This window comes from Gardnerella vaginalis 1500E, assembly GCF_000263595.1.
In the GTDB taxonomy this organism is placed as follows: Bacteria; Actinomycetota; Actinomycetes; order Actinomycetales; family Bifidobacteriaceae; genus Bifidobacterium; species Bifidobacterium vaginale_E.
In genome coordinates this window covers 81,308-106,340 of the sequence record NZ_ADES01000007.1, presented here as the reverse complement: position 1 = coordinate 106,340, position 25,033 = coordinate 81,308, and the positions used below count along the sequence as shown (strand labels likewise).

The 25,033-nt window shown below is 44.3% G+C and carries 17 protein-coding genes and 2 tRNA genes; 17 read left to right on the top strand and 2 right to left on the bottom strand.

Annotated elements, in window-relative coordinates; translation table 11 throughout:
• Positions 1-4: 4 nt before the first annotated feature.
• Positions 5-427, bottom strand: a complete 423-nt coding sequence (locus CGSMWGV1500E_RS03680) for a DUF3052 domain-containing protein (protein ID WP_004127651.1) — start codon at positions 425-427, stop codon at positions 5-7.
• Between the two features lie 779 nt (positions 428-1,206).
• Between CGSMWGV1500E_RS03680 and nrdD the strand changes: the two genes are divergently transcribed.
• From nrdD to CGSMWGV1500E_RS03705, 6 genes are all read left to right on the top strand, one after another.
• On the top strand, positions 1,207-3,582 hold the full coding sequence (gene nrdD, locus CGSMWGV1500E_RS03685) for an anaerobic ribonucleoside-triphosphate reductase (RefSeq protein WP_419185104.1): 2,376 nt from the start codon (positions 1,207-1,209) through the stop codon (positions 3,580-3,582).
• Between the two features lie 85 nt (positions 3,583-3,667).
• Complete coding sequence (nrdG, locus tag CGSMWGV1500E_RS0106050; protein ID WP_004127646.1) at positions 3,668-4,375, top strand: anaerobic ribonucleoside-triphosphate reductase activating protein; 708 nt, start codon at positions 3,668-3,670, stop codon at positions 4,373-4,375.
• Between the two features lie 66 nt (positions 4,376-4,441).
• On the top strand, positions 4,442-6,364 hold the full coding sequence (locus tag CGSMWGV1500E_RS03690; protein WP_004127643.1) for an ABC transporter ATP-binding protein: 1,923 nt from the start codon (positions 4,442-4,444) through the stop codon (positions 6,362-6,364).
• The gene (locus CGSMWGV1500E_RS03695) at positions 6,364-8,397 is read left to right on the top strand and encodes an ABC transporter ATP-binding protein (protein ID WP_004127640.1); all 2,034 of its coding nucleotides are present in this window, start codon (positions 6,364-6,366) and stop codon (positions 8,395-8,397) included. Before CGSMWGV1500E_RS03690 ends, CGSMWGV1500E_RS03695 begins: the two co-directional genes overlap by 1 nt.
• A gap of 98 nt (positions 8,398-8,495) precedes the next feature.
• Positions 8,496-8,569 (top strand) — tRNA-Asp (locus tag CGSMWGV1500E_RS03700).
• Positions 8,570-8,611: 42 nt separating this feature from the next.
• A tRNA-Phe gene (locus CGSMWGV1500E_RS03705) sits at positions 8,612-8,684 on the top strand.
• Positions 8,685-8,748: 64 nt separating this feature from the next.
• On the opposite strand, the gene galE is transcribed toward CGSMWGV1500E_RS03705, so the two are convergent.
• Positions 8,749-9,759 carry a UDP-glucose 4-epimerase GalE gene (galE, locus tag CGSMWGV1500E_RS03710; RefSeq protein WP_004127639.1) on the bottom strand — a complete coding sequence of 337 codons (1,011 nt, stop codon included), beginning with the start codon at positions 9,757-9,759 and terminating at the stop codon, positions 8,749-8,751.
• 245 nt (positions 9,760-10,004) lie between these two features.
• Here galE and CGSMWGV1500E_RS03715 point away from each other — a divergent pair, with 245 nt between their 5' ends.
• From CGSMWGV1500E_RS03715 to CGSMWGV1500E_RS03765, 11 genes are all read left to right on the top strand, one after another.
• Positions 10,005-11,333, top strand: a complete 1,329-nt coding sequence (locus CGSMWGV1500E_RS03715; protein WP_004127636.1) for a DivIVA domain-containing protein — start codon at positions 10,005-10,007, stop codon at positions 11,331-11,333.
• A 95-nt stretch (positions 11,334-11,428) separates the two neighbouring features.
• Positions 11,429-11,986, top strand: coding sequence for a signal peptidase II (locus CGSMWGV1500E_RS03720; protein ID WP_080572224.1), 558 nt, complete (start codon positions 11,429-11,431; stop codon positions 11,984-11,986).
• A gap of 2 nt (positions 11,987-11,988) precedes the next feature.
• Positions 11,989-13,092, top strand: coding sequence for an RluA family pseudouridine synthase (locus tag CGSMWGV1500E_RS06485; RefSeq protein ID WP_004127632.1), 1,104 nt, complete (start codon positions 11,989-11,991; stop codon positions 13,090-13,092).
• Positions 13,093-13,137: 45 nt separating this feature from the next.
• Positions 13,138-16,704 carry a DNA polymerase III subunit alpha gene (dnaE, locus tag CGSMWGV1500E_RS03730; protein ID WP_004127629.1) on the top strand — a complete coding sequence of 1,189 codons (3,567 nt, stop codon included), beginning with the start codon at positions 13,138-13,140 and terminating at the stop codon, positions 16,702-16,704.
• 82 nt (positions 16,705-16,786) lie between these two features.
• Positions 16,787-17,491 carry a hypothetical protein gene (locus CGSMWGV1500E_RS03735; RefSeq protein WP_004127626.1) on the top strand — a complete coding sequence of 235 codons (705 nt, stop codon included), beginning with the start codon at positions 16,787-16,789 and terminating at the stop codon, positions 17,489-17,491.
• A gap of 206 nt (positions 17,492-17,697) precedes the next feature.
• Positions 17,698-19,035, top strand: a complete 1,338-nt coding sequence (gene glnA, locus CGSMWGV1500E_RS03740) for a type I glutamate--ammonia ligase (RefSeq protein ID WP_004127624.1) — start codon at positions 17,698-17,700, stop codon at positions 19,033-19,035.
• 616 nt (positions 19,036-19,651) lie between these two features.
• Positions 19,652-20,491: a division/cell wall cluster transcriptional repressor MraZ gene (mraZ, locus tag CGSMWGV1500E_RS03745; protein ID WP_004127622.1), complete on the top strand. Its 840-nt coding sequence runs from the start codon at positions 19,652-19,654 to the stop codon at positions 20,489-20,491.
• Positions 20,491-21,516, top strand: a complete 1,026-nt coding sequence (rsmH, locus tag CGSMWGV1500E_RS03750) for a 16S rRNA (cytosine(1402)-N(4))-methyltransferase RsmH (RefSeq protein WP_004127619.1) — start codon at positions 20,491-20,493, stop codon at positions 21,514-21,516. The genes mraZ and rsmH overlap by 1 nt, the downstream gene beginning before the upstream one ends.
• Before the next feature lie 2 nt (positions 21,517-21,518).
• Positions 21,519-22,145, top strand: coding sequence for a hypothetical protein (locus tag CGSMWGV1500E_RS03755; RefSeq protein ID WP_004127609.1), 627 nt, complete (start codon positions 21,519-21,521; stop codon positions 22,143-22,145).
• Positions 22,145-23,986 carry a peptidoglycan D,D-transpeptidase FtsI family protein gene (locus CGSMWGV1500E_RS03760; protein WP_004127608.1) on the top strand — a complete coding sequence of 614 codons (1,842 nt, stop codon included), beginning with the start codon at positions 22,145-22,147 and terminating at the stop codon, positions 23,984-23,986. The genes CGSMWGV1500E_RS03755 and CGSMWGV1500E_RS03760 overlap by 1 nt, the downstream gene beginning before the upstream one ends.
• Positions 23,987-24,028: 42 nt before the next feature.
• Positions 24,029-24,976, top strand: a complete 948-nt coding sequence (locus tag CGSMWGV1500E_RS03765; protein ID WP_004127604.1) for a hypothetical protein — start codon at positions 24,029-24,031, stop codon at positions 24,974-24,976.
• Positions 24,977-25,033: the final 57 nt, after the last annotated feature.

The window sequence follows — 25,033 nt, the reverse complement described above, 5'->3', positions numbered from 1 at the left end:
AGTTTTACTTAGACTGACCTTTACCGAAGGCGCGCAACTGAATACCGTTCCAATCTGCGCTTACAGTTAAAGGTGTTGCGGCGTTCATTCCGGCCGTCTTTGCAGCAGATTGTACGGTGCTAGAACTTGGGGAACCTTCGCGTCCAGGCTTAGGTGTTAGAACCCACATAGGAGCGTCGTCGTCAAGCATATTTGTGGCATCCATAATGGTGTCTGCAAGCTCGTCTTCATCGTCGCCGTCACGCCACCAAATAATTACGCCATCAACAGCAGCATCGTAATCTTCGTCTACCAATTCTTCGCCGGTAAGCTGTTCGATACTTTCGCAAATTGTTTCGTCAACATCGTCGTCCCAGAGCCATTGTTGCACAATGTCTCCTGGTTGGAATCCGAATTCCTGTGCATGCTGAAAAGCTATCTGTTCCACGTGACTCAATATATCAAAGCGTCACGAAGTGCGCGCCTGCAACGGCGTGTATTATATTTGTGCCTATTTTTGTTAATTAGAGAACACTAGCATTCATGCTGCCGCACACACCACACCAGGCACTCATACCTACGCACCCACCCGCAGCTTAATTGCGATACTTTAGTGTATGAATATTCGTGTGGTGAGATTTGAGATTTTTCGCACTGAGCGAGGCGAACGTCAGAGCCGAAGGCTGCTGATTCGTCGAGCGAAGAAGAAAAATCGAAAAATCTCTGCGATTAGCACGGTTATTAGCGAATTAGCATGCAGAGTTTGGGGGATTTCTTTACGAGCACTAAAAGAGGACTGAGAAGCTACATTCTTTAAGAAAGGCGAACACGCTAAACTCTTTTAACAGCCAGAGCGCCCGAAGGACGGGACGTGCGAGGAGAGAAATCCACCAAAACTCGCGCCACGGCAAGCAAGAGCGTAGCGCTGCGAGATAAGTAATTCCCATTGCTCACATTTTGCCAAAGAAACTTAACACGCCAGCAATCAAGCCTACCTCCTCCTCGACACGCCTCAAAAATCGCGAATGTGAAATAAATCACTATATATAGTTTGTTATCTTTGCGTTTCTCCCTAGATATTGGGCATGAGTTGAGTTATAGTAGAGCAAGTCGTTGCGAATATAATGCTTTTGCAGCGAGAGAACGGTTAGAAGAACAGTGTTATGAGAAAGGTCTGTACCGATGCAGGTTTTGGAAGAAACTGACGCCAAGAGCGCAGCAATTCGCATGGATGATGACTTAGTTGCAGCTCCAGTTTCCCGCGTGCAGGTCGAAAAGCGCGATGGTCGCGTAGTTGATTTCGATTCGATGAATATCATTATGGCTATTAAGGCTGCTTTTAAGGACTTAGGTAAGGAAGTTGGTCCTCAGGAAGAGCAGATGATTCGCGGTATTTCGGATCGTATTGAGGCTGAAATTCAAGATCGTTACAATGGTCCAGCAAAAATCGAGGATATTCAGACCCTGGTTGAGCACGGCCTTATTGAAAATCATCTTTACGAGGTTGCCCGCTGCTACACAAGCTACCGTTTGAACCGAGATATTGATCGTGCAAAGGCTACCGATATTAACGAAGCTGTTAATCGCCTTGTGAATCGTGACGAAACGCTTGTGCGCGAAAACGCAAATAAGGATTCTAACGTTTACGCTACTCAGCGTGATCTTCTTGCGGGCGCTGTTTCTAAGGCTTCTGCGTTCTCTATGCTTCCTCACGCGGTTTCTAACGCGCATATGAAGGGTGATATTCACTTCCATGACGCTGATTATTCGCCATTTACTTGCATGAGCAACTGCTCGCTTCCTGATTTTGGAGACATGCTCGCTAAGGGCTTTGCGCTTGGAAATGCAATGATGGATAGTCCGAAGTCTATTGGTACTGCTGCAACTCAGGTTACGCAGATTATTAAGGATATTGCTGGCGCGCAATACGGTGGTCAGACTGTTAATCGTGCTGACGAAATGCTTGAGCCTTACGCTAAGTGCGATTATGAGAAGAACTTGGCAATGGCCCACGCTATGATTCCGGATTCTACGCCGATTGAAGTTGCGAAGGATATGATTGACGGTTTGAAGGCTCAGGAGCCTAAGAATCTTCACTGCTCAGACAGGGATCCGCTTCCTGCTGACACTCCTTTTGATGAGAACTTGAGTGAGCTTGATCAGCTTCGTGAAGTTTATGCAAAGATTATGACGCGTAAAGCTATTTACGATGCTATGCAAACGATGGAGTATCAGATTAATTCCAACCGTGTTTCTAACGGCCAGACTCCGTTTGTAACTGTTGGTTTTGGCTTGGGTACTTCTTGGTTTGCTCGCGAAATTCAGCGTGCTATTTTGCTTAATCGTATTCGCGGCCTCGGCAAGGATCGTCATACCGCAATCTTCCCTAAGCTTGTGTTTACTATTAAGCACGGTGTAAACGCAGATGCTGGCGACCCGAACTATGATTTGAAGCAGCTGGCTCTTGAGTGCTCTACTAAGCGCATGTATCCGGATGTTGTGTTTTACGAGAACATTGTTAAGATTACTGGCTCGTTTAAAGCTCCTATGGGCTGCCGCTCCTTCCTTCAGGGCTGGGTTGATCCAAAGACTGGTAAGGATGTTGAAGATGGCCGCATGAATCTTGGCGTTGTGACGGTTAACATGCCGCGTATTGCTCTTGAATCTCACGGCGATGTGACTCGCTTCTGGAAGCTTTTTGACGAACGTATGGAAGTTGCTCACCAGGCTTTGCGATTCCGCATTATGCGTTGCAAGCAGGCAACTCCAGTGAACGCTCCAACTCTGTTCCGTTATGGTGCTTTTGGCCGTTTGGAAGCTAACGAGAGTGTTGATCAGCTGTTCCGTAACGAACGCGCTACAGTTTCGCTTGGTTACATTGGTTTGTACGAAACTACGGCAGTGTTCTTTGGCAAGGATTGGATGAAGGATCACAGCTGGAATGAGGATGGCAAGCAGTTTGCGCTTTCTTTGGTTCGCCGCATGAATAAGCTTTGCCAGCAGTGGTCGAAGGCGGAAGGCTACCACTATTCCGTTTACTCAACTCCTGCAGAGTCTTTGACTGACCGCTTTAACCGCATGGATCGTCAGAAGTTCGGCCGCATTGAAGGCGTTACCGATCACGACTTCTACACTAATTCCTTCCATTACCCAGTTTGGTTGCAGCCAACTCCTATGGAGAAGCTTAGCTACGAGGTTGACTTCCCGTATCTTGCTTCCGGCGGCTTTATTAACTACTGCGAGTTCCCATGCTTGCAAGCAAATCCTAAGGCTTTGGAAGCTGTTTGGGATTACGCTTATAAGATTGGCATTGGCTACTTGGGTACGAATACGCCTATTGATCACTGCTTCGTTTGCGGATTCCAGGGCGATTTTGAGCCAACTAAAGAAGGCTTCCGCTGCCCAGAGTGCGGCAACAGCGACCCAGATAAGTGCAATGTTACTAAGCGTACTTGCGGCTACTTGGGCAATCCTGTTCAACGCCCAATGGTTCACGGCCGCCACGAGGAGATTGCGCACCGCGTAAAGCACATGTCTGGCGAAACTGGTCACGTGACGCTGGATAATGGCGAATCTCGCGAATGGTACGAGGAGACTAAGTAACGCGTCAAGTCGCGTCAAGTCGCGTAAAATATAATAAAATATCATAAAATAAAGTAAAAGCTAGGCTAAATTAAAGGTTGGAACCATGGCTCGCATAAGTTTGCACGATTTTTCACCTGCAGACGTTAACCGCGGGCCTTGGATTCCAACCTCTCTTTCTAATAATCCTCGCGCTGGCCAATGGTCTAGCGAGCGCATGAGCCAGGGCATGATTGCCGATTACAAGCGTTTTTTGATGACCGACGGTGAGGGTATTCGCTGCTCGCTTTACGTTTCCGGCTGCCCGTTCCATTGCGTTGAATGCTATAACGAGTCGATTTGGGATTTTCGCGCAGGCCACCCTTATACTCAAAAGCTTGAAGACCAGATTATGGAAGATTTGGCGCAGCCTTATGTGCAAGGTTTGACTTTGCTTGGCGGTGAGCCGCTGCTTAATACTGGTATTTTGCTGCCTCTTTGCAAGCGTATTAGAAAAGAGTTTGGCAATACAAAAGATATTTGGAGTTGGACCGGCTACACGTGGGAAGAGCTTATGCGCCCGGGGGAGACTCCGGATAAGCTTGAGCTGCTGCAATATATTGATATTCTTGTTGACGGCCGCTATATGAAGAATTTGCATGATTCGCTTCTGCAATTTCGCGGCTCTAGCAATCAGCGAATTATTGACGTGCCAAAGTCTTTGGAAAATCCGCACGATCCTCCTGTAATTTGGGAAAAGCTTCACGATCAGGAGCGTTTTATTCCGTCGATTTACGGCAAAGATCGCGTACAAGGCGAAGGCGATGCTTCATAAATCCTTACTGCCTTATATTCAAAGGTGATACTATTGAACTTAAGAATCACTTAGGGAAGGGGCGCAATGGCGGAGGAAGTAACGCGAAAATCGTCGAAGAAATCAAAAAACCGCGCTAATCGTGCTCCTCACGCCTTACGCACCGTTCTTCATTCTTTAAAAAAGTATCGTCTGCTTGGAATTCTTACTTCCGTAACAATCATTTTTGAAGCGGCAATGCAAATTATGATTCCGTCTGTAATGTCAAGTCTTATTGATTTTGGCATTGTAACGCGCTCCAATTCCGCAGCATGGTATTACGGTTTTCAGTTGCTTATTTTTGCTGCATTTTCTGTGATTGCAGGCGCTATTTCAGGCGTTTGTTGCGCGCATTCTAGCGCCGGTTTTGGTAAGAATTTGCGGCACAATATTTTTTCGCAACTGCAACTTTTAAGTTTTTCTGATTTAGATAAGTTTTCTACCGGCACGATTGTAACCCGCATGACTAGTGACGTGTCGAATGTGCAGTTTGCTTACCAGCTGATTATTCGTTCAGGCGTTCGTAGTGTTGTGATTATTGTGGCCGCCTGGTGGTTTACTTTTTCAATTAGTCCTGCTATTTCTTGGGTTTTTCTTAGCTTTGTACCAATTGTTGGTTTGATTGGGGCGGTTGGTGCTGCAATTGTTGCGCCTAAATTTATGCGAATTTACCGCATTGTTGACGAGCTGAACAATCAGGTTGGCGAGAATTTACACAATATTCGTGTTGTGAAGTCTTATGTGCGCGAAGATTATGAAAATAGCCGTTTTATGCGGATTTCTCTTAAACTTTACGAGCATTTTCTTAAGGCAGAGTATGTGCTTAATTACAGTATTCCGCTGTTTAATCTGTGTTTTTATACAGGAATGTTGCTTGTTGCGTGGATGGCTTCGCGCGAAATTGTGGCTTCTGGAAATAATCCTGCTTTTGGCTTAACTACAGGAAATCTTGCGGCATTAGTGGTGTATGCGCTGCAAATTTTATTTGCGCTCGCGAATTTGGTTGCAGTTTTTGTTATGACTGTAACAGCACGCGCTTCTATGCATCGAATTGCAGCGGTTCTGCAATCTAAAAACACTGAGACTGTTTCTTCTAAGCCACTTACCAAGCTTTCCGACGCTTCTGTGCGTTTTGAGCATGTTTCGTTGAAGTATACGAAATCAAATAATTCAAATAATTCAAATAATTCAGATAAATCGGACAGTACAGATAATTCAAATAATACAGATGTAAATACTCCTGCAGAACAGGAAATTTTACATGACATAAACTTGAGTATTCCTTCCGGCTCAACTGTTGGAATTGTGGGCGCAACCGGTTCTGGAAAATCAAGTCTTGTGCAGCTTATTGCAAGGCTTTATGACGCAACTAAAGGCGCGATTTTTGTTGGCAGCGCAAATATTTTAGATTACAATCCGCAAAGTTTGCGCGAAGAAGTTGGCGTTGTTTTGCAAAAAAATATTCTGTTTAGTGGCACTATTGCAGAAAATCTTCGTTGGGGAAGTAAGGATGCCAGCGACGAAGATTTGCGAGAGGCTTGCAAAATTGCTTGCGCCGACGAGTTTATTGACGATTTGCCAGATTCTTATAACACTTATATTGAGCAGGGCGGCAAGAATATTTCAGGCGGTCAGCGTCAGCGTTTGTGCATTGCTCGAGCGCTTTTAAGAAAGCCTAAAATTTTAATTCTCGACGACTCAATGAGCGCTGTCGATATGAAAACGGATCGTAAAATCCGTGAAGGTTTAAAGAAGTTTATGCCGGATTCCACGCAGATTATTGTGGCTCAGCGCATATCTTCAATCGAACACGCAGATATTATTGTTGTTTTGCAAAACGGGCGCATACTTGCCAAAGGTTCTCATGAGGAATTGATTAAGTCTTGCGAACTTTATAAAAATATGGCTGTATCTCAAGCAAAAAGTCGCGTGCAAAGTGAAGAAAATATTGCGGAAGAAGGTGTTGAATAATGACTAAAAATAAAAACACTCGCGCAATAAATTGGCCAGCTCTAAAACGTCTTGCTTCTTGCGTAATGGTTTATCGCGCAAAAATTTTCGTAATTTTAGTCGCGATTATTGTAAGTTCTATTGTTCAAGCGGCTTGCGCAATGTTCCTGCAATCGCTTGTGGACGTGTATATTCTTCCGCTTATTGGCAAGCATAATCCGGATTGGATGCCGCTTTTGCGCATGATAATTCTTATGGCAAGCGTGTATGCAGTTGGTGTGTTCAGCTGCTGGCTGTGGAGTAGACTCGTCGCACAAATTGCTGAAAGTGTTATGCGCGATTTGCGTAACACAATGTTTAAGCATCAGCAAAAGCTTTCGCTTAAATACCTTGATTCTCAAGGCTACGGCGATGTTATGAGCCGCTACACTAACGATACTGAAGTTCTTCGTGAAGCGATTTCGTGGGCTTTTCCAGACTCTTTTTCTGCGCTTATTTCTATTACAGCAGCCTTTGTGTCTATTATGTGGCTTTCGCTTCCTGTTGCCGCTTTCGTGGCAGTGTTTACGGCTTTGCTGCTGTATTTAGTCAGATTTATGCTTAAGCGCTCAGGCAAACTTTTTGAACAATTCCAAAACGCTTTGGGTGAGTTGAATAAGTTCGTTGAAGAATCAGCAACCGGCAAAAAAGTCATTAAAATTTTTAATCACGAAGCCGCTACAACAAAAAAATTAGATATTTACGCTGAAAAAGTGCAAAAACTTTCGGCAAATGCTAATTCTTACGCAAATAATGTAATGCCGGTAATTAGTAACGCAAGCTACCTTCTTTATGTGCTTATTGCTTTGCTAGGTGCATGGGCAGTTTCTGCAGGAATTCCAACTTTTGGTCTTGCCTCTTCTGGCCCTCTGACTCTTGGAACACTAATATCGCTTCTTACTCTTTCGCGCGCGTTTATTAACCCTATTGGCGAAATTACAATGCAAATTAATTCGCTTATGATGGCTTTGGCTGGAGCGTCACGCATTTTTGAGTTTCTTGACGAAGATCCTGAGCCGGATGCTGGCACTGTTCGCCTTGTAAAAGTAAAGATTTGCCAATCTTCTAAGCAGCTTTCTAGCGAATCAACATTTAAAGTTTTGCAAGAAGTTGACGAAAAAGAAGAAGGCGCGAATATTTATTGGGCTTGGAAGCGTGATGCTAAAGATAACGGAACTAAAGCAACTAAGCGCGCTCAGGAATTAAGTCAAATGGCTCAAGAGGTGGTTTGCCACGCAAAACGAGACGCTCTAACTTCTGAAGATGGCAGATACACTTTGCTTCGAGGAGACGTGCGCTTTACAGACGTTGTGTTTGGCTACGATTCCAAAAAGCCTGTTTTGCACGATATTACTTGGTTTGCAAAGCCGGGGCAAAAAGTTGCTTTAGTTGGCGCTACGGGTGCTGGCAAAACTACTATTGCTAATTTGCTTACGCGTTTTTACGATATTGACGATGGTCAGATTTTGTACGACGGAATTGACGTGCGAGATATTCTAAAAACGGATTTGCGTTACGCTATTGGCACAGTTCTTCAGGACGTGAACTTATTTACAGGCACAATAATGGATAATATTCGCTACGGAAACCTAGAGGCTAGCGATGAAGATTGTGTTAATGCCGCAAAATTAGCTCATGCTGATGCTTTTATTTCTAAACTTAAAGATGGTTATAATACGAAGCTTACTGGCGGAGGAGAAGATCTTTCGCAAGGTCAAAAGCAGCTTATTGCGATTGCTCGTGCGGCTGTTGCAAATCCGCCTGTGCTTATTTTAGATGAGGCAACTTCTTCAATCGATACTCATACTGAGGCTTTAGTGCAGCACGGCATGGATTCGCTTATGGAAGGGCGCACTGTGTTTGTAATTGCGCACAGGCTTTCTACGGTTCGCAATGCGGATGTGATTATGGTTTTGAATCACGGCCAAATTATTGAGCGCGGTTCTCACGAAGAGTTGTTAGCTAAGCGCGGGGAGTATTATCAGCTTTGCACTGGCGCGATTGAGCTTGAGTAGCGTTTTATTTGCGTGCAACACGCCGAAAGAGCTGAGCACTTGCTTTTTGGTGAGGATTCTGTAAGATAGTGACTCGGCTGTTCGAGAGAATAAGCCACGGCCCCGTAGCTCAGTTGGTTAGAGCGCCGCCCTGTCACGGCGGAGGTCACCGGTTCAAGTCCGGCCGGGGTCGCGATTAGTAAAGGCCCGGTTCGCCGGGTTTTTTATTCATCATGGCTCTGTAGCTCAGTTGGTAGAGCGAGCGACTGAAAATCGCTAGGTCAGCGGATCGATCCCGCTCGGAGCCACAAGTAAAACAACAAAAAACGCGCGGCAGTTTTGTCGCGCGTTTTGTTTTATCTAGTAAATTTACTAATCAATCTGCTTCCACGATTCAACATCAATATGATGTTCAGGATTTGCTTGCCAAGCTGCCCAAGCAGATTCCACAATATCCTTAACGTCGTAGCGAGCATACCAGCCCATTTCCTCATTAATGCGCTTTGGGCTGCCAATAAGCTGAGGAGGGTCTCCTGCTCGACGATCCAGCACAGTTTCCTTAAATGGAAGGCCTGTAACTTTTCGTACTTCTTCAACAATTTCTCGAACGGAAGTGCCTTTACCAGTTCCAACATTAAAAGAATCGTACTTGCGATTATCCAAATCCAAATACTTAAGCGCTTCAAGATGAGCGTCTGCCAAATCTGAAACGTGAATGTAGTCACGAATGCAAGTGCCATCTGCAGTAGGATAGTCGTCACCAAAAATAGCAGGAGCTTTACCGCGCTGCAAACGTTCAAAAAGCATAGGAATCAGGTTCAAAATTGCAGGATCTTCTAATTCAACCGGACCGCAGCCTGCAACATTGAAATAACGCAGTGCGCAGAAGCGAATGCCGTATGTGTGCTCGCAAGCGCGTGCCATCCACTCGCCAAAAAGCTTAGTTTGTCCGTAAGGGTTGATTGGAATCATAGGAACAACGTCTTCTGGCACAACATCAACAGGTGGAACGCCGTAAGTTGCTGCGGAAGACGAGAATACGAGCTTCTTTACTCCGCTATCTTTCATTCCCTCAAGAACATTCAGCATACCGTTAATATTCTGCTGATAATACCAAAGCGGCTTTTCGACGGACTCGCCAACCTGCTTTCTGGCAGCAAAATGAATTACGGAATCAACATTCTCGTCCTTCATAATTTGCGCAAGACGTGCTCCGGCGTCTGGAGAGGCAATATCCATGCCATAAAGTCGGGCGCCTTCGATTCTAGTAGGCTTTCCGTAGCTTAAATCGTCTACTACGACAACATTCTGATTTATTTTATGTAGGGCGTGAACTACGTGTGCTCCAATGTAACCGCATCCGCCTGTAACAAGAACAGTCATTATTGACCTTTCCTCGTATTTTGTATCTTTGTGTAATCTCTGCAATTATATCCCGCTAAACTGAACTATAGTTTGTGAGCTGTGAAATATATCAATCATCTTTTGCTGTTTAATACGTAATTTTTTATAAAATCGGCGTTTTGCGCATAAATTTTCGCATTATTTGCCCTAATTTTCTGCGTACGTGATAGCATCGAATAGATATATATCAATGAGATGCGTCCCAAAAGCGAGGTGTAAAGCATATGACTCTGTTGACGCCTAAGGACATTCGAGAGCATACCTTCCAGATTGTACGTTTCAAGGGAGGATATGACGTTGACGAGGTTGACGAATTTCTCGATCAAGTTACAGAAACAATAGAAGCGCTTGGTCAGCAGGCAGTGCAGGGACTTGGTGCTTCCACACAATCCCTCGGCCGCGATGTTGCGGGCTTGAATACCAAGATTGCTGAGTTGACTTCTAAAGTTGAGTCCTTAACTCAAGAAAATGAAATGTTGCGCAACGCTGCTAAGCAGCAGGGTGAATCTAATGAATCTGCTGAAAAGCTTGAGGCGACTGAAACTAAGTTGCGTGAAGCTGAAGAAAGCAACCGTGCTCTTACCGCTCAAAACCAACAGCTTAAGGAGCAGCTGGATGGCTTGGGTGCTCAGGTTGATCAGCTTACTGCTCAAACCGCTAAGGCAGATAACGCAGATAAGGTTCAGAAGGAGCTTGAAACTGTTACTCGCCAGCGCGATGACTTCCGTGCAAATAGCGAAAACTTGGGTCGTGAGCTCGAAGCTGTTCGTCAGCAGCTTGTTGTTACCCAGCAGGAAAACGCTAGGGTTCAGGAGCTTTCTAAGCAGCTTGAAGAATCTCGTCAGCGTGAAGAGCAGCTTCGTCAACAAGTTTCTAAGATGGAGCCAAATACTGAAACTGGTAGCTTGCAGAAGATTGCTGGCGCTGGTGCTGATGCCCAGGGTTCTGAGCCAGAGCGCGCAACTGCTATGTTGACTCTTGCAATGCAATTGCACGATCAGTACGTTGATAAGGGCAAGGCTAAGGCTCAGCAGATTGTTGAAGAGAGCCAGGCTCGCTATAACGAAACAGTTGCTAAAGCTGATGAGTATTCTGAGCGCACTCGTTCTGAGGCAGATGAGTACAATAAGCAAACTCGTGCCGATGCAGATGATTACTCTACTCGTACTCGCAGCGATGCTGATTCTTATGCTGCTCGTGCTCATAATGAGGCTGATGCTTACTCTGGTAAGGTTCGTCAGGCTGCTGACGATTATGCTAAGCAGACTCACGATCAGGCTGACCAGTACGAGTCCGAAGTACAGCATCGCGCTGCAGACTATGATTCTACAACACGCACAGCTGCTGACGCTTATGCTCGTCAGGTGCGCGAGAATCTTGAGAAGCAGACTCAGGTTATTGAAGGCAATATTCAGAGCCTCAAGCAGTTTGAGACTGAGTATCGCACTCGCTTGACTGACTTCCTTGGCCAGTTGGTTGCTCAAGTTTCTGACGAAAACGCGTATGCTTCTCTTGGTCAGAAGCAAGCTTCCAATGAGGATAAGCAAGAGTAGTTTTCTTCTTAAAGCGCGTAACTTTTAAATGTTCTCGCGCTTTAAGCAGATGCTATTTTTATTTACAGATCGGATAAAAATTGACGCATAGAGATGTGCGTGTGAAACGGCTGCGTACTCGCGCAGCCGTTTTTGCACTTATTGTTATTGTTGGGCTTGTTGTGGATCGCCTTAGCAAACTGTGGGCTCTTAGCGCTTTACAGTACGGAAAGCAGATTGTTTGTATTCCTAATTCCTTAATGCTTTCGCTTGTGCGAAATGGCGGTGCTTCGTTTGGTCTAGGTTCTGGCTTGACTAGTTTTATTAGCATAGTGGCGATTTTGGCTTGTGTAGCTATGCTTGCTGCAGTTCGTCGCACAAAATCTTTGCAGTGGACGATTGTGCTGTCTTTAGCGTTTTCTGGCGCTTTTGGCAATTTGATTGATCGTGCAATTTATGCCGAGCATTTTTTGGACGGCAAAGTTGTTGACTTTATTAACTACGGTTGGTCAGTTGGTAACGTTGCGGATATTATTCTTGCTATTGCAGGCATTTGGTTTGTTGGTTTGATTTTGTTTGAAACGCCGTTTAAGCCTGGCGAAAGTGATGACGAAAACACTGACGAAAATGCTTTTGAAAATACTTCCGAAAATACTTCCGAAAGCAACAATTAATTATGCAAAGCAGTATGCCGGTTCCTGAAGATTTAGTTGGTTGCCGTTTTGACGTTGCAGTTTCAAAATTGCGCAATATTTCGCGTTCAAAAGCAAGCGATTTTATTTCAAAAGGCTCTGTGCGTATTGCTAATCGTAAAGCAAATAAATCCGCACTTTTGCTTAGTAGTGACGAAATAATATTCGATGATTTAGTTGGCGAAGATTTTGCTGAAAATAGTTGCAAAAATGATGCGCTTCAAGACGAAAGCCAGCAAAAAAATCTGCAGAATATTCAAATAGATATTCAAATAGATAATCAAATAGATAATCAAATAGATAATCAAATAGATAATCAAATAGAAAATCTGCAAGATAATCAACAAAATAATCAAATAGAGCTACAGCTACAAAATCAAGCAATCGAACAAAGCATGAAAATCGCTTATAAAGACGAAGATATTGTGGTTGTAGATAAGCCTATTGGAATGGCTGCTCACCAAGCTCAAGGCTGGTGTGGTCCAACAGTGGGAGAGGCTTTAGAAAAACGCGGAATTAGTATTTCGCATACTGCTGGAGATGAAAATCGCCGTGGTATTGTAAGTCGTCTTGATGCTGGCACAAGCGGCCTAATGCTTGTTTGCAGAACAGATTTAGCGTATGAAGAAATGAAAAAGCAGTTTGCTAATCACACTGTTAAAAAAACATATCATGCGCTTGTTCAAGGCGACTTAACGCAAAATAAAGCAACAATTGAAGCTCCTATTGGTCGCGCAAAAGTATCTGATTTTCGTTTCACAATCACGCCAAATGGAAAACCTGCTGTTACGCATTGGGATGTTCTTGAACGCTTCGGTCAAGCAACTTTAGCAAGTGTTAACTTGGAAACTGGGCGCACTCATCAGATCCGCGTGCATTTTACGTCTATTGGTCATCCTTTGGTAGGGGATTCAATGTATGGGGCGAATCCAGTTTTGGCTAAAAAGCTTGGTTTAACAAGGCAGTGGCTTCACTCTATGGAGCTTATTTTTACGCATCCTAGAACGGGCAAAGTTATTAGAGTAGAGTCGAATTATCCTTCTGATTTGCAACACGCTTTAGAAGCCATGCGAGAATTATCAAAGTAGCGTTTTTGCATTTTTCGGTCAGCTTTCGCTTATAGAATATCATTTATGACTCAGCCGGAAACCAACTTCGTACATTTACACAATCACACGCACTATTCGCTTCTTGATGGTGCGTCAAAAATTCCCGATTTGGTAAATCGTGCGAAAGAATTGGGCATGCCGGCTGTGGCTATTACAGATCACGGAAACATGCACGGCGCGTACGAAATGTGGAGCACCGCTGTAAAAGTCGGAATTAAGCCGATTATTGGTATTGAAGCGTATGTTACTCCTGAAACCGCAAGACAAGATAAAAGCCGCGTGCATTGGGGCACGGAAGATCAGCGTGCAGACGATGTTTCGGGCGGCGGCTTAATTACACACATGACTTTGTGGGCGCAAAACGATGAAGGCTTAACAAATCTTCTTAAAGCTTCGTCTGTTGCAAATCTTGAAGGCCGTGTAATGCGTTACCCACGTATGGATAAAGATGTGCTTTCAACCTACTCAAAAGGCGTAATTGCGTCTTCGGGATGCCCTTCTGGAATTATTCAAACGCGTCTTCGATTAGGCCAGTTCAATGAGGCTTTGCGCGCAGCCGGAGAGTTTCAAGATATTTTTGGTCGCGACAATTTCTTTATTGAACTCATGAATCACGGGCTTTCAATCGAAACGCGCGTAACAAAAGACTTGCTTGAGATTGCAAAAAAGCTTAACGCTCCTCTTCTTGCTACTAACGATTTGCATTACGTTCACGAGGAAGATCGCGAAGCTCAAGATGCTATGCTTTGCATTAATTCAGGCTCTAGGCTTGATGATCCTGACCGTTTTAAGTTTGACGGTTCCGGATACTATTTGAAGTCCGCTGAACAAATGCGCGAACTTTTTAAAGAGTTTCCAGAAGCTTGCGATAACACGCTTGAAATTGCTCGACGATGCAATGTTATGTTCGACGACGGTGAAGATGGCGCTTTTATGCCGCAATTTGACTGCCCAGAAGGTTGGGATGAGACTTCGCTATTCCTTAAAAAAGTTGAGGAAGGTTTGGAGCGTCGTTACAACAACAACATTCCAATGGAAGTGTTAAAGCAGGCTGACTACGAGTGTGGTGTGATTTGCCAAATGCAGTTCTGCGGCTACTTTTTGGTTGTTGCAGACTATATTAACTGGGCTAAAGCGCATGGAGTAATGGTTGGTCCTGGTCGTGGTTCTGCTGCAGGCGCTATGGTTGCGTACGCAATGGGCATTACTGAGCTTGATCCTATGAAGCATGGCCTTATTTTTGAACGCTTCTTAAATCCGGAGCGCGTATCCTTGCCAGATATTGACGTTGATTTTGATCCGGATGGTAGGGCGAAAGTTCTTGAATACGTGGGCGAAAAATACGGTAGAGATAAAGTTGCTCAGTGCGTTATTTACGGAACGATTAAAACTAAGCAGGCTCTTAAAGATTCCGCACGTATTATGGGATACGAGTTTTCGGTAGGCGAAAAAATTACGAAAGTTCTTCCGCCTGCTAAAAACGGCAAAGATATGAGCTTGCACGATATTTTCGACGAAAAAAGCAAGCGTTACGCTGAAGCGCGCGAGTTTCGCGAAATGTACGATACGGATCCAGATACGCATCGTATTACGGAAGAAGCAAAAGGTATTGAAGGTTTGATTCGTCAAACTGGTGTGCATGCTTGTGCAACAATCATGGGCTCGGAGCCAATCACAAACACTTCGCCGCTTCTTGAGCGCACTGACGGAACGATTACAACAACATTTGAGTATCACACTTGCGAAACGCTCGGTCTTGTAAAAATGGACTTTTTGGGTCTTTCCAATTTGACAGTTATTCGCGATACTTTGCGAAATATCAAAAATAATGGAAAAGAGCCGATCGATTATACGAAAATTCCTTTAGACGATAAGCCAACATACCAGCTGCTTTCTAGGGGAGACACTTTAGGTGTTTTCCAGCTTGATTCCGACGGAATGCGAGCGCTTCTGCGCACACTAAAACCGGATAATTTCAACGATATTTCGGCTTTGATTGCACTTTACAGACCTGGTCCTATGGATATGGATTCGCATACGAATTACGCTAAGCGCAAGAACGGTTTGCAAGATATTATTCCAATCCATCCGGAAGTTGAAAAGCCTCTTAAGGAAGTTTTGGACGAAACTTACGGTCTTATTGTTTACCAGGAGCAGGTGCAGTCTGCTGCGCGTATTTTGGCGGGATACAGTCTTGGTAAGGCAGACGTTTTGCGTCGAGCAATGGGTAAGAAGAAGCCGGAAGTGCTGGCAAAAGAGCAGGTTCCGTTCTTTGAGGGTATGAAAGCGCACGGATATTCTGAAGAAGCTGCACAAGCTGTGTGGGATGTTTTGGTTCCGTTCTCTGGATACGCGTTTAACAAAGCTCATTCTGCAGCTTACGGATTAATTTCTTACTGGACGGCATACTTAAAAACGCATTATCCTGTTGAATTTATGGCTGCTTTGCTGCAAAACGAGCGTACTAATAAAGATAAAACAGCGCTTTATTTGGGTGAAGCGCGCCGCATGGGTATTCAAGTTTTGCAACCGGATGTTAACGAGTCCGTTCTTGAATATTCTGCAGTTGGAGATGTTGTGCGCTTTGGCTTGGGAGCTATTCGTAACGTTGGAGACAAAGCTGTAAACGATATTATTTCTGAGCGTGAAGCTGGACGAAGTAGATTCGTAAACTTTATGGACTTTGTAAAGCGAGTGCCAATTAGCGCACTTAATCGTCGCCTAGTGGAATCTCTTATTAAAGCTGGTGCTTTTGATTCGATTGATCCAAACCGTCGTGCGTTGCTGCAAATTTGCAATCCTGCAATAGACTCTGTGATTGCGCTTAAACGCAAGCAGGCAGAAGGTCAGTTTGATTTATTTGCAGACATTGACTCGTCTTCTGACTCATCTGACGATACTGGTTTGGGGGATATGCAAATCACTGTGCCGGATGTTGAAGAGTGGGATAAAAAAACGAAGCTTAATTTTGAGCGAGAAATGTTAGGATTGTACGTTTCTGATCATCCACTAAGCGGATTATCCGCAGTTTTGGCAGATTTACGAGAAATGTCAATCGCTCAACTAATTGACCGCGCAAGAACTATGAGCGACGGACAACAAGTAACTATCGCTGGTCTTGTTACAAGCGTAGATAGGCGAGTATCTCGAAAAGGTAACGCTTGGGCAATAGTCACAGTTGAAGACATGGAAAGCTCAATACAATGCATGTTCTTTGGCAAAGTTTACGAAGCTTCAGCTCAGGAGCTTGCAATTGACCAGGTTGTGCGTATTCGCGGACAAGTTGAAGTGCGTGATGAAACTGTGTCTATGCGCGCAACCGAATTTGAAGTGCCAACGTTGGAATCAGTTGACGAAAGACCAATAACTATTGTGGTTCCGCGCAAAGCTTTAGATAAAGGTCATGTGGAAGAATTGAGCAATATTTTGAGCCGTCACCCTGGGTGCTGCCAAGTGCGTTTGGCTTTACTTGACGATTCTGGACGTGCGCAAGTTCTTACTTTTGGCGACCGTTTCCGCGTTAAGCGTGACACTTCGCTGTTTGCGGAAATGAAAATCGTATTTGGATCCAATTGCCTGCCGAGCGCGTAAAAAATATGCAGTATTAATTTGGTAAAATATAAAACTAGATATGCTTTAAGAAGTTACATTGAAAGGGGAGGAAACAACGAATATGTCAAACAATGGTGATGAACGTAAAAATGACGATGAGCGTAACGATGACAATTCAGTACGCGCTTCTTTTACAGATGCTGAATTAGATAACGCGCTTGCAGGCTTTGAAAAAGAATTCCAAGAAAAAGAAAATCTAAGCAACACAAATAACGAAGATTTATTAGAAGATTCCAATAGCAATAATCAAGAAAATAATTCTATCGAAGAAGCAATGCGCGGAATCGAAGAAGCAAATTTTGAAGAAGATTTACAAGGTTTGCTTGGCAACAAAGCAAAAGTTGCAATGATAATCGCATACGTTGAGCCGGCGAAATTACTTGCAGCCTTCTGCAAAATGGCAAATGTTAGTGCCAGATGCTTTTCGGAAGAACAGGGTTCTGTTGCAGTACTGAAAAATCTTGAAGGAAACGGCCCAGAAGAAGACGTGAAAAAATTTGTAGAATTCTTCTTCGGTATGGACGTAATGCTTATTACAAATCGTGCGGATAAAATAACTGCAAAAATCTACCAGGCTGTAAAAGAACCTCAAGAAATCGTTGCACCAATGGCACTAGCTGTTTGGTCAAGAGATGTTGAAGATCTTGCTATTTGCATGGAAAACGCCGATAGTCTTGAAAAACGTGGATTAGAAATGTTCAACAGTGACGACTTAAGTGACTTAGAAGCATACAAAATATTCCAAAAATACGGCAAAATAAACTAGATAATAAATATGAGCATATAATTCGCAATTCATTACGATTACGTAAATTCATTGCGTATAGCTTAGATTTGTGCAGAATATTTTGCAAGAATACACTACAATATACATAACGAGCTTATCGATTTTATAGAGCTTATAAATATTACTGCGCAAATTGGCTTAAGCTCAACATTAGCGCGGTAAAATGCTACCCAAGGGGCTGATTTATGGATAGACAACAAGAGTTTGCTCTACGTACTGTTGAAGAGCGAGACGTGCGTTTTATTCGACTCTGGTTTACGGATGTGCTTGGCACGCTTAAATCCGTTGCTATTGCCCCTGCAGAATTAGAGGCAGCGTTTGAAGAAGGCATTGGATTTGACGGCTCTGCAATAGAAGGCATGACGCGTGTTTTGGAAGACGACATGATTGTGAAGCCTGATCCATCAACCTTCCAAATTCTTCCATGGCACGGAGGCCCGGAAGGAACAGCTCGCATGTTCTGCGATGTTTTAACTCCCGACGGCGAGCCTTCGCTTGGAGACCCTCGTCACGTGCTTAAAACTGCGCTCGCAAAAGCGAAGGAAAAGGGCTTTACTTTCTACGTGCATCCGGAAATTGAGTTTTATTTGTTCGAAGCTCAAGATGATTGGTCCAAAGCTCCTGTGCCGATTGACGAAGGCGGATACTTTGATCACGTTCCTAGAAGTTCGGCAATGGATTTCCGCCGCAATGCTGTAAGCATGCTGGAGCAGATGGGTATTTCTGTAGAGTATTCGCACCACGAAGGTGGACCTGGTCAAAACGAAATCGACTTGCGTTACGCTGATGCGCTTACTACCGCGGATAATATTATGACTTTCCGCACTGTAGTCAAGGAGATTTCGCTTGAGCGCGGAATATACGCAAGCTTTATGCCAAAGCCGCTAACCGATCAGCCGGGATCTGGCATGCATACTCATTTGAGCTTGTTCGAGGGAGATACGAACGCTTTCTATGAGGCTGGTCAAGAGTTTAATATGTCTCTTATTGCGCGTCAGTTTGCGGCAGGTATTTTGCATCACGCTTCGGAAATTTGCGCTGTAACAGATCAGTATGTGAACTCTTATAAGCGCTTGTGGGGTGGGGCGGAAGCTCCTAGCTACGTGTGCTGGGGTCATAGCAACCGTTCCGCGCTTCTTCGCGTGCCGCAGTACAAGCCTGGTAAGGGCAATTCTTGCAGGATGGAATTCCGCGCTTTGGATCCTGTGGCGAACCCATATCTTGCTTACTCTGTGCTTTTGGCTGCAGGCTTGGATGGCATTGAAAAGCAAATGACTTTGTGCGATCCAACAAGTGATGACGTGTGGGAGCTTACTGATGCTGAGCGTCAGGCAATGGGAATTCAGCCATTGCCGGAATCCTTGGATGAGGCTCTAAAGATTATGGAGCGCTCGGACTTTGTGGCAAGCGTATTAGGCGAGCATGCTTTTGAGTATTTCTTGCGCAATAAGCATCAGGAATGGGAAGAATATCGCCGACAGGTTACGCCTTTTGAGCTGGAGAAGTATTTGCCTCGCTTGTAGCTGTTTCGGCTGGTGTTTGACTGTCGGTTTATTGTGTGGCTGTGTGAGATAGGAATTACTTATCTCGCAGCGCTCCGCTCTTATACCTTATTTGGACTTAGCGGTTGCATAGTTAAGTTTAGTTTTTTACTTACTTTTTTGCGGAAATAGTTATTCGTCAAAAAGATTGTTACTATCGCTCCGCTTTTATATTGCTCGACTAAGCAATTCCTATCTCGCACTAGTAAATTCACCCACTATTATTTTTTGGTGTGGTAGGTGCGTCTGGCGTGGCTTGTGCAGCAGCAATGACGCTAGTGTTCTCTAGGCAGTAAATACTCATCGTTCGCAGAAGCGTTACTGCAAAGCTTCAGGAACATTTGCCGGAGGATTTTTCCGGCAAATGTTTCCCAAATCTGCAAAACCGACATTTTCTTTACAGTGTTGTAAAGGAATGATCGAAATCCACTCAAACATTCTGTAGCTTTGCAGTTAGTAACGTTTTTTTATTTCTGGTGGTGATTTTTTGAAAAAAATCAAAAATTTTGCAAAACAGTGGGGATTTTTGGGGAGGAATGGGGTAAAATGGTGACTAACGTGCAAATGGCATAGTGTGCGTTGATTTAGGAGGTGGAGTATGGCACGTCGTGCTGCTAATAAGCAACCGCGGAATAAAGCCAATTCTGCCTCTGTGCATTCCGTAAATCAGGCTGGTTTCTCCACTGAATCTGATATGTCTCAGCAAACGCAGATGCCACTGCAAGCTGAACCCCCGCAGATTCCGACGTCATATGTTCAGCCTGTTCAACCTCAGTATTCGCAGCAAGCTCAGGGCTCTTACGGAGTGTCTTCAACTTCTATGCCAGCTGTTCAGCAAGCAATTCAAGCGCCGACATTCACCTCCACTCCATCCGGTGCTTATAATTCAGCTACTCAAGCTGCAGCTATGCCAATTGCACCGTTCTCTAATGTTCAGCAGCCAGTTCAGCCAATGCAGCAGCCTGTTCAGTATGTGCAAAATCCTGCTGTTTCGCCATTAGCTCCTATTTTGCTTGGAACTTACACTCCGAAAATCGACGATAAGGGTCGCGTGGCTCTTCCTGCAAAATTCCGCGCTCAACTTGGAAGCGGTTTTGTTATGGCTCGTGGCCAAGAGCGTTGCGTTTACGTGCTTCCAATGACTGAGTTTCAGCGCATGACCACGCAAATTCAGCGCACTTCTATGAGCAATAAGTCTGCTCGTGATTATTTGCGCGTCTTTCTTTCTGGCGCTGTTGACGAAGAGCCAGATAAGCAAGGTCGTATTGTTGTGCCGACAATGCTTAGGGATTACGCCAGTTTAGGTAACGAAATCGTTGTTATTGGTGTTGGTACGCGTGCTGAAATTTGGAATAAGTCGGCTTGGGAAGCTTATCTTGCTGATCGTGAGCAAGGTTATTCCGATATTGCTGACGATGTACTTCCGGCGGTGATGTAATGCAAGATATTACAACCATACACGCCCCGGTTTTATTGCAAGATTGCGTCGATTTAGTAACTCCTGCTTTGCAGCATAAAGACGCGGTTGTAGTGGATTGCACACTAGGTCTTGCCGGCCATGCTACAGCATTTCTTAAAGCAGCTCCTTTTGCAACTCTTATTGGAATTGATCGAGATTCTGAGGCGCTGTCTTTAGCTACAGAACGCATGCGTAACGAAGGTTTGGAAAATCGTTTTATTCCGGCTCACGCAGCTTTTGACGAAATTGACTCAGTCTTAAACGCGCATAATATTGATTCAATTGACGCAGCTTTTATGGATTTGGGTCTTTCTAGCCTGCAAATTGACGAAGCAGATCGCGGCTTCTCCTACTCTCACGACACCGCTCTTGATATGCGTATGGATACTACGCAATCTACTACTGCGGCAACGATTTTAGCAACATATGATGCTCGCGAATTAACTAAGATTTTCCGCGAGTATGGCGAAGAGCGTTTTGCGTCTCTTATTGCGCGTCGAATTGTTGAAACTCGCGACGACCAGCCTCTTTTAACTTCCCTACATCTTGTTCGTTTAGTTGACGACGTGATTCCTAAGGCTCACCGCGCTACCGGAAATCCAGCTAAGCGCGTTTTCCAGGCTTTGCGTATTGAAGTAAATGGTGAGTTAGATAAGCTTCAGCGCACGCTTCCAAAGATTGCTTTGCATCTTCGTGAACATGGCCGTCTTGTAGTTGAGTCTTACCATTCTTTGGAAGACACAACTGTTAAGCGCTTTATGAATAAAGGCTTAACTGTTGACGTTCCAGCAAATATGCCTGTTATTCCTGAAGATGCTCAGCCTTTCTTTAAGTCTCTTACAAGAGGCGCAATGAAAGCATCTAAAGAGGAGATTGAGCATAATACACGCTCTTCCTCAGTTCGTTTGCGCGCTGTTGAATTGTGCCGTCCTATTCCTAATCGTTGGTTTAATAGGCTTAAAGATGAAGCTTATGGCTTAGAGCCTCGTAAGGGAGGCCGATAAAAATGGTATTGAATACTAAAAATCGCGTATTGCGTTCGGCTTCTTCTACTTCCGCTCCTGCAGGTCGTGTTAAGGATTCGTCAACTCGTAAAGATTATTCACGAAATTCCTCCACAGCAGTATTTGGTGCTGCTAAGCGTCAAACTTCCGTGGTTCTTAATCGCTTGCAGAAAGTTATGAACTGGAGTAATACGCGCAAAGTTCCAATCATAAATTTCATGATTATTGTGATTTTCATGGTTGTGACTTTGTCTACTTCGCTTATGCTTCGTACGCAAATGGCTGAGCTTTCTTTTGAGCAGACTGCTACGCAATCTCGTATTTCACGCTTGCGTCAAGATGTTGAGGCTAAGCAAGCAAAGCTCGATACTTTGGATGCTGAGCTTCCTTCGAAAGCGCAACGCATGGGGATGATACCGCAGCAAGGTTCTATTGCGATTGATTTAAGTGATTATGCGGCTAAACGAAAGCATAATCAAAAGAACAAAAAAGAAGTTCCAAAAAATAATAATTCGCAAGATAAAGCTAAAAACAAGCCGCAGGATAAACCTAAAAATAAACCTAAAAATAAAACTAAAGAACAGCAACAAAAACAACAGTCACAACAAACAAAACAGGAGAAACATTGATGCGCCACATTTTTAAACAACGTTTCGCCAGAGAACAAAACTTTGTTCGTAAATGCGCTGTTATTGCTATAGTTTTCGCTTTCATAGGCATTTGTGCCATTGCAAAGCTTAGCTATATTCAGCTAATTAACGCACGCTCTACTGCACAGGCAGCTCAAGCAGAACGCAGCAGAGTGCGCCCAATTCTTGCTCGTCGTGGCAAAATTTTGGATGCAAATGGTGCTGTTCTTGCACAAAGCGTTGAGCGATTCAATATTATTGGAGACCCTCTTAACGCTCAGGCTTTTAAGCCTACTCCATGCACTAAGCAGACTGAAGATAATTGCCATATGCTAAATGGTAAACCGGTAGAGGGCACGGGCGCTGTGGCGGTTGCTCGTTTGCTCGCTCCGATTCTTCACATGAGTTCTGTAGAGCTTGGCGGAAAATTAGCTGGCGTTGGTCGCTACGTTTTGTTGAAGCGTAACGTAACTCCTGCAGTTAAGCGCGCTATTGACAATCTTAATCTTTCCGGATGCATTTATGCAGAAAATAGTAGTGAGCGAGTGTATTCTAGCGGCCCAATTCTTGGTTCTGTAATTGGTGCAGTTTCAAATGCGGATGAAGTTAATCGTAAAGACTTAAAGAATCGCAAGGGAGAAGTTGGCGTTTCTGGACTTGAGCTAACTCATGACTCCACCTTAAACGGTGTAGACGGCTACCAGCGTTACCAAGGTAATAATGTTGGAAATGAGAAGATTCCAGGAACTGTAACAGAATCTAAACCTGCTGTAAACGGCAGCGATATTAAGCTTACGATTGATAGCGATGTTGATTGGTATGTTAAGAAGGTTCTTCTTGACGGAAAGAAACAATATCGTGCAGCATGGGGTGTTGCAGTAGTTCAGGATGTTCGAACTGGCGAAATTCTAGCTTTGGAAGATACTGACGATATTAAAGCTGGTAGTACACAATCCAAAGTAAACTTGTCTCGCGCAGTAAGCCAAACGTTTGAACCAGGTTCTATTGGTAAGGCTTTTGCAATGTCTGGTATGTTGCAAACCGGCGCTCACAAGCTTAGCGATCAGTTTGCGGTTCCTTACAGCATTAATAAGAATGGTCAAACATATCACGATGCTGTTGATCATGGTGTTGAACATTGGACTTTGGCTGGTATTCTTGCTGAATCTTCAAACGTTGGTATGGTTATGGCTGGCGAAAGGTATCCGTTAGATAAGCGCTACGAATATCTTTATAAGTTTGGTCTTGGTCAGTATACCGGATTGAATTTGCAGGGTGAATCTCGCGGCTTGCTTCCTAGCATGCAATCTTGGGATGGTCGTAAGAAGGATACTGTTCTCTTCGGCCAGGGTTATGCTGTGAACGCTTTGCAGCTTACTAATGCTATGGCAACTATTGCGAATAAAGGCGTGAAGTTGCGTCAAACTTTGATTAAGTCTGTTATTGATTCTAATGGTCATGTGACTAAAGCTGGGCGTGCTCAAGGAACGCGAGTTATTGATGAGAATGTTGCAGCTCAAATGATGAACGCTCTTGAAAACTCAGGTGAGCATTATCACCGTTTCGCAGGTGTTGATGGTTACCGTGTTGCTGCAAAGAGTGGTACTGCAGAAGTTGCGGGACCTGATGGCCGTCTTAGCTCCACAATTAGCGACTGGTCTGGTGCTATTCCGGCGGATAATCCTCGATTCATCGTAACCGTTGTGCTAAAAGATCCGCAAGGCGTTTACGGTGGTATGACTGCAGGCCCATTGTTCAAGACAATCGGCGAATTCCTTATGCAAAAGTACGATGTTCCAACTCCTGCTGCACGCACGAACCCTGTTGCGGTAAATTGGTAATGAGCGCATTACAATGTTGTTTAATACTAAGTAGGGTGTGCAATGAATGTGGTTGATGAATATTCAAGAGTAAGAGTTACTTTAGGTTTTGCTGCAAAAAACTATGGTTTTGAAGTTGTTCCAGCGTTTGCATCTGAGGTAACTGTTACTTCTATTGCTCATGATGTGCGTCAAGTGCATCCTGGTTGCCTGTTTGTGCCGCTCGGCCACGTTGATCGTCGTCAACTTGAGGCTGCTAGAGATGCTGGAGCGTATGCTGCTCTAGTTCCACCGGAGTTTCGTAATGAAGCTGTGGATTTAGGAATACCGCTACTTGTATCTTCTGCTAATCCTGTTGCTCTTGGAAAGCTTGCTTGCGATATTAATTTCGATCCTTCTTCTTGCATCGCAACTTTTGCTGTTGCAGGTGACGATGATGATGAAATTCATGCTAATGTTTTGCGACTGGCAGACTTTCTACACATGCTTGGTAATCCTGTTGGCGTGATTAGTGACGCCGGTTCGTCTTCTTTGCAGCGTGAACTTTCGCTGGAATATCCGTTAAATATTGCTGATGTTCAGCATACTCTGTCAGTTTGTGCAGAAGATGGTGCTGCTGCAGTAGTTATTGCACTTAATAGCGCGACTTTGTCGAAAAATGCGTTGCAGTCGGTAAATATTGACGTTTTAGGCGCGGAGAAATCTCAAGTAGACGACGACTCTAAGTCAACTACAAAGTCAAATACCAAGTCAACTAACAATGCCACTACAACTGCAACTGACAATATAAGTTTTTATTCTTTGCGACAACGCTACGGTTTTAGTAGCAGAGATCACTCGTATTGCGTTACAAGATCTACTGAATCTGACGAATTAGCGCAATTAGCAGACGAAATTGGCGGACAAAATATTAAGCGTCATCTTTCACTAGCAATCGCAATGGTATTGGCTGCTGGAGTGCGTCGTGGAACTATTAAAAGCGCATTGCGTGTTTCTCACGAATTGCGTTAAATAGGTAGTTTGCGCATGCGTTTTAGTTGTGCAAACTAATTTGAGCGGATGTTTTAG

Bases quoted from the DNA above. Each gene is read 5' to 3' on its own strand.
- nrdD (WP_419185104.1), top strand. From the start codon at position 1,207: ATGGATGATGACTTAGTTGCAGCTCCAGTTTCCCGCGTGCAGGTCGAA.
- nrdG (WP_004127646.1), top strand. From the start codon at position 3,668: ATGGCTCGCATAAGTTTGCACGATTTTTCACCTGCAGACGTTAACCGC.
- CGSMWGV1500E_RS03690 (WP_004127643.1), top strand. From the start codon at position 4,442: ATGGCGGAGGAAGTAACGCGAAAATCGTCGAAGAAATCAAAAAACCGC.
- CGSMWGV1500E_RS03695 (WP_004127640.1), top strand. From the start codon at position 6,364: ATGACTAAAAATAAAAACACTCGCGCAATAAATTGGCCAGCTCTAAAA.
- galE (WP_004127639.1), bottom strand. From the start codon at position 9,759: ATGACTGTTCTTGTTACAGGCGGATGCGGTTACATTGGAGCACACGTA.
- CGSMWGV1500E_RS03715 (WP_004127636.1), top strand. From the start codon at position 10,005: ATGACTCTGTTGACGCCTAAGGACATTCGAGAGCATACCTTCCAGATT.
- CGSMWGV1500E_RS06485 (WP_004127632.1), top strand. From the start codon at position 11,989: ATGCAAAGCAGTATGCCGGTTCCTGAAGATTTAGTTGGTTGCCGTTTT.
- dnaE (WP_004127629.1), top strand. From the start codon at position 13,138: ATGACTCAGCCGGAAACCAACTTCGTACATTTACACAATCACACGCAC.
- CGSMWGV1500E_RS03735 (WP_004127626.1), top strand. From the start codon at position 16,787: ATGTCAAACAATGGTGATGAACGTAAAAATGACGATGAGCGTAACGAT.
- glnA (WP_004127624.1), top strand. From the start codon at position 17,698: ATGGATAGACAACAAGAGTTTGCTCTACGTACTGTTGAAGAGCGAGAC.
- mraZ (WP_004127622.1), top strand. From the start codon at position 19,652: ATGGCACGTCGTGCTGCTAATAAGCAACCGCGGAATAAAGCCAATTCT.
- rsmH (WP_004127619.1), top strand. From the start codon at position 20,491: ATGCAAGATATTACAACCATACACGCCCCGGTTTTATTGCAAGATTGC.
- CGSMWGV1500E_RS03755 (WP_004127609.1), top strand. From the start codon at position 21,519: ATGGTATTGAATACTAAAAATCGCGTATTGCGTTCGGCTTCTTCTACT.
- CGSMWGV1500E_RS03760 (WP_004127608.1), top strand. From the start codon at position 22,145: ATGCGCCACATTTTTAAACAACGTTTCGCCAGAGAACAAAACTTTGTT.
- CGSMWGV1500E_RS03765 (WP_004127604.1), top strand. From the start codon at position 24,029: ATGAATGTGGTTGATGAATATTCAAGAGTAAGAGTTACTTTAGGTTTT.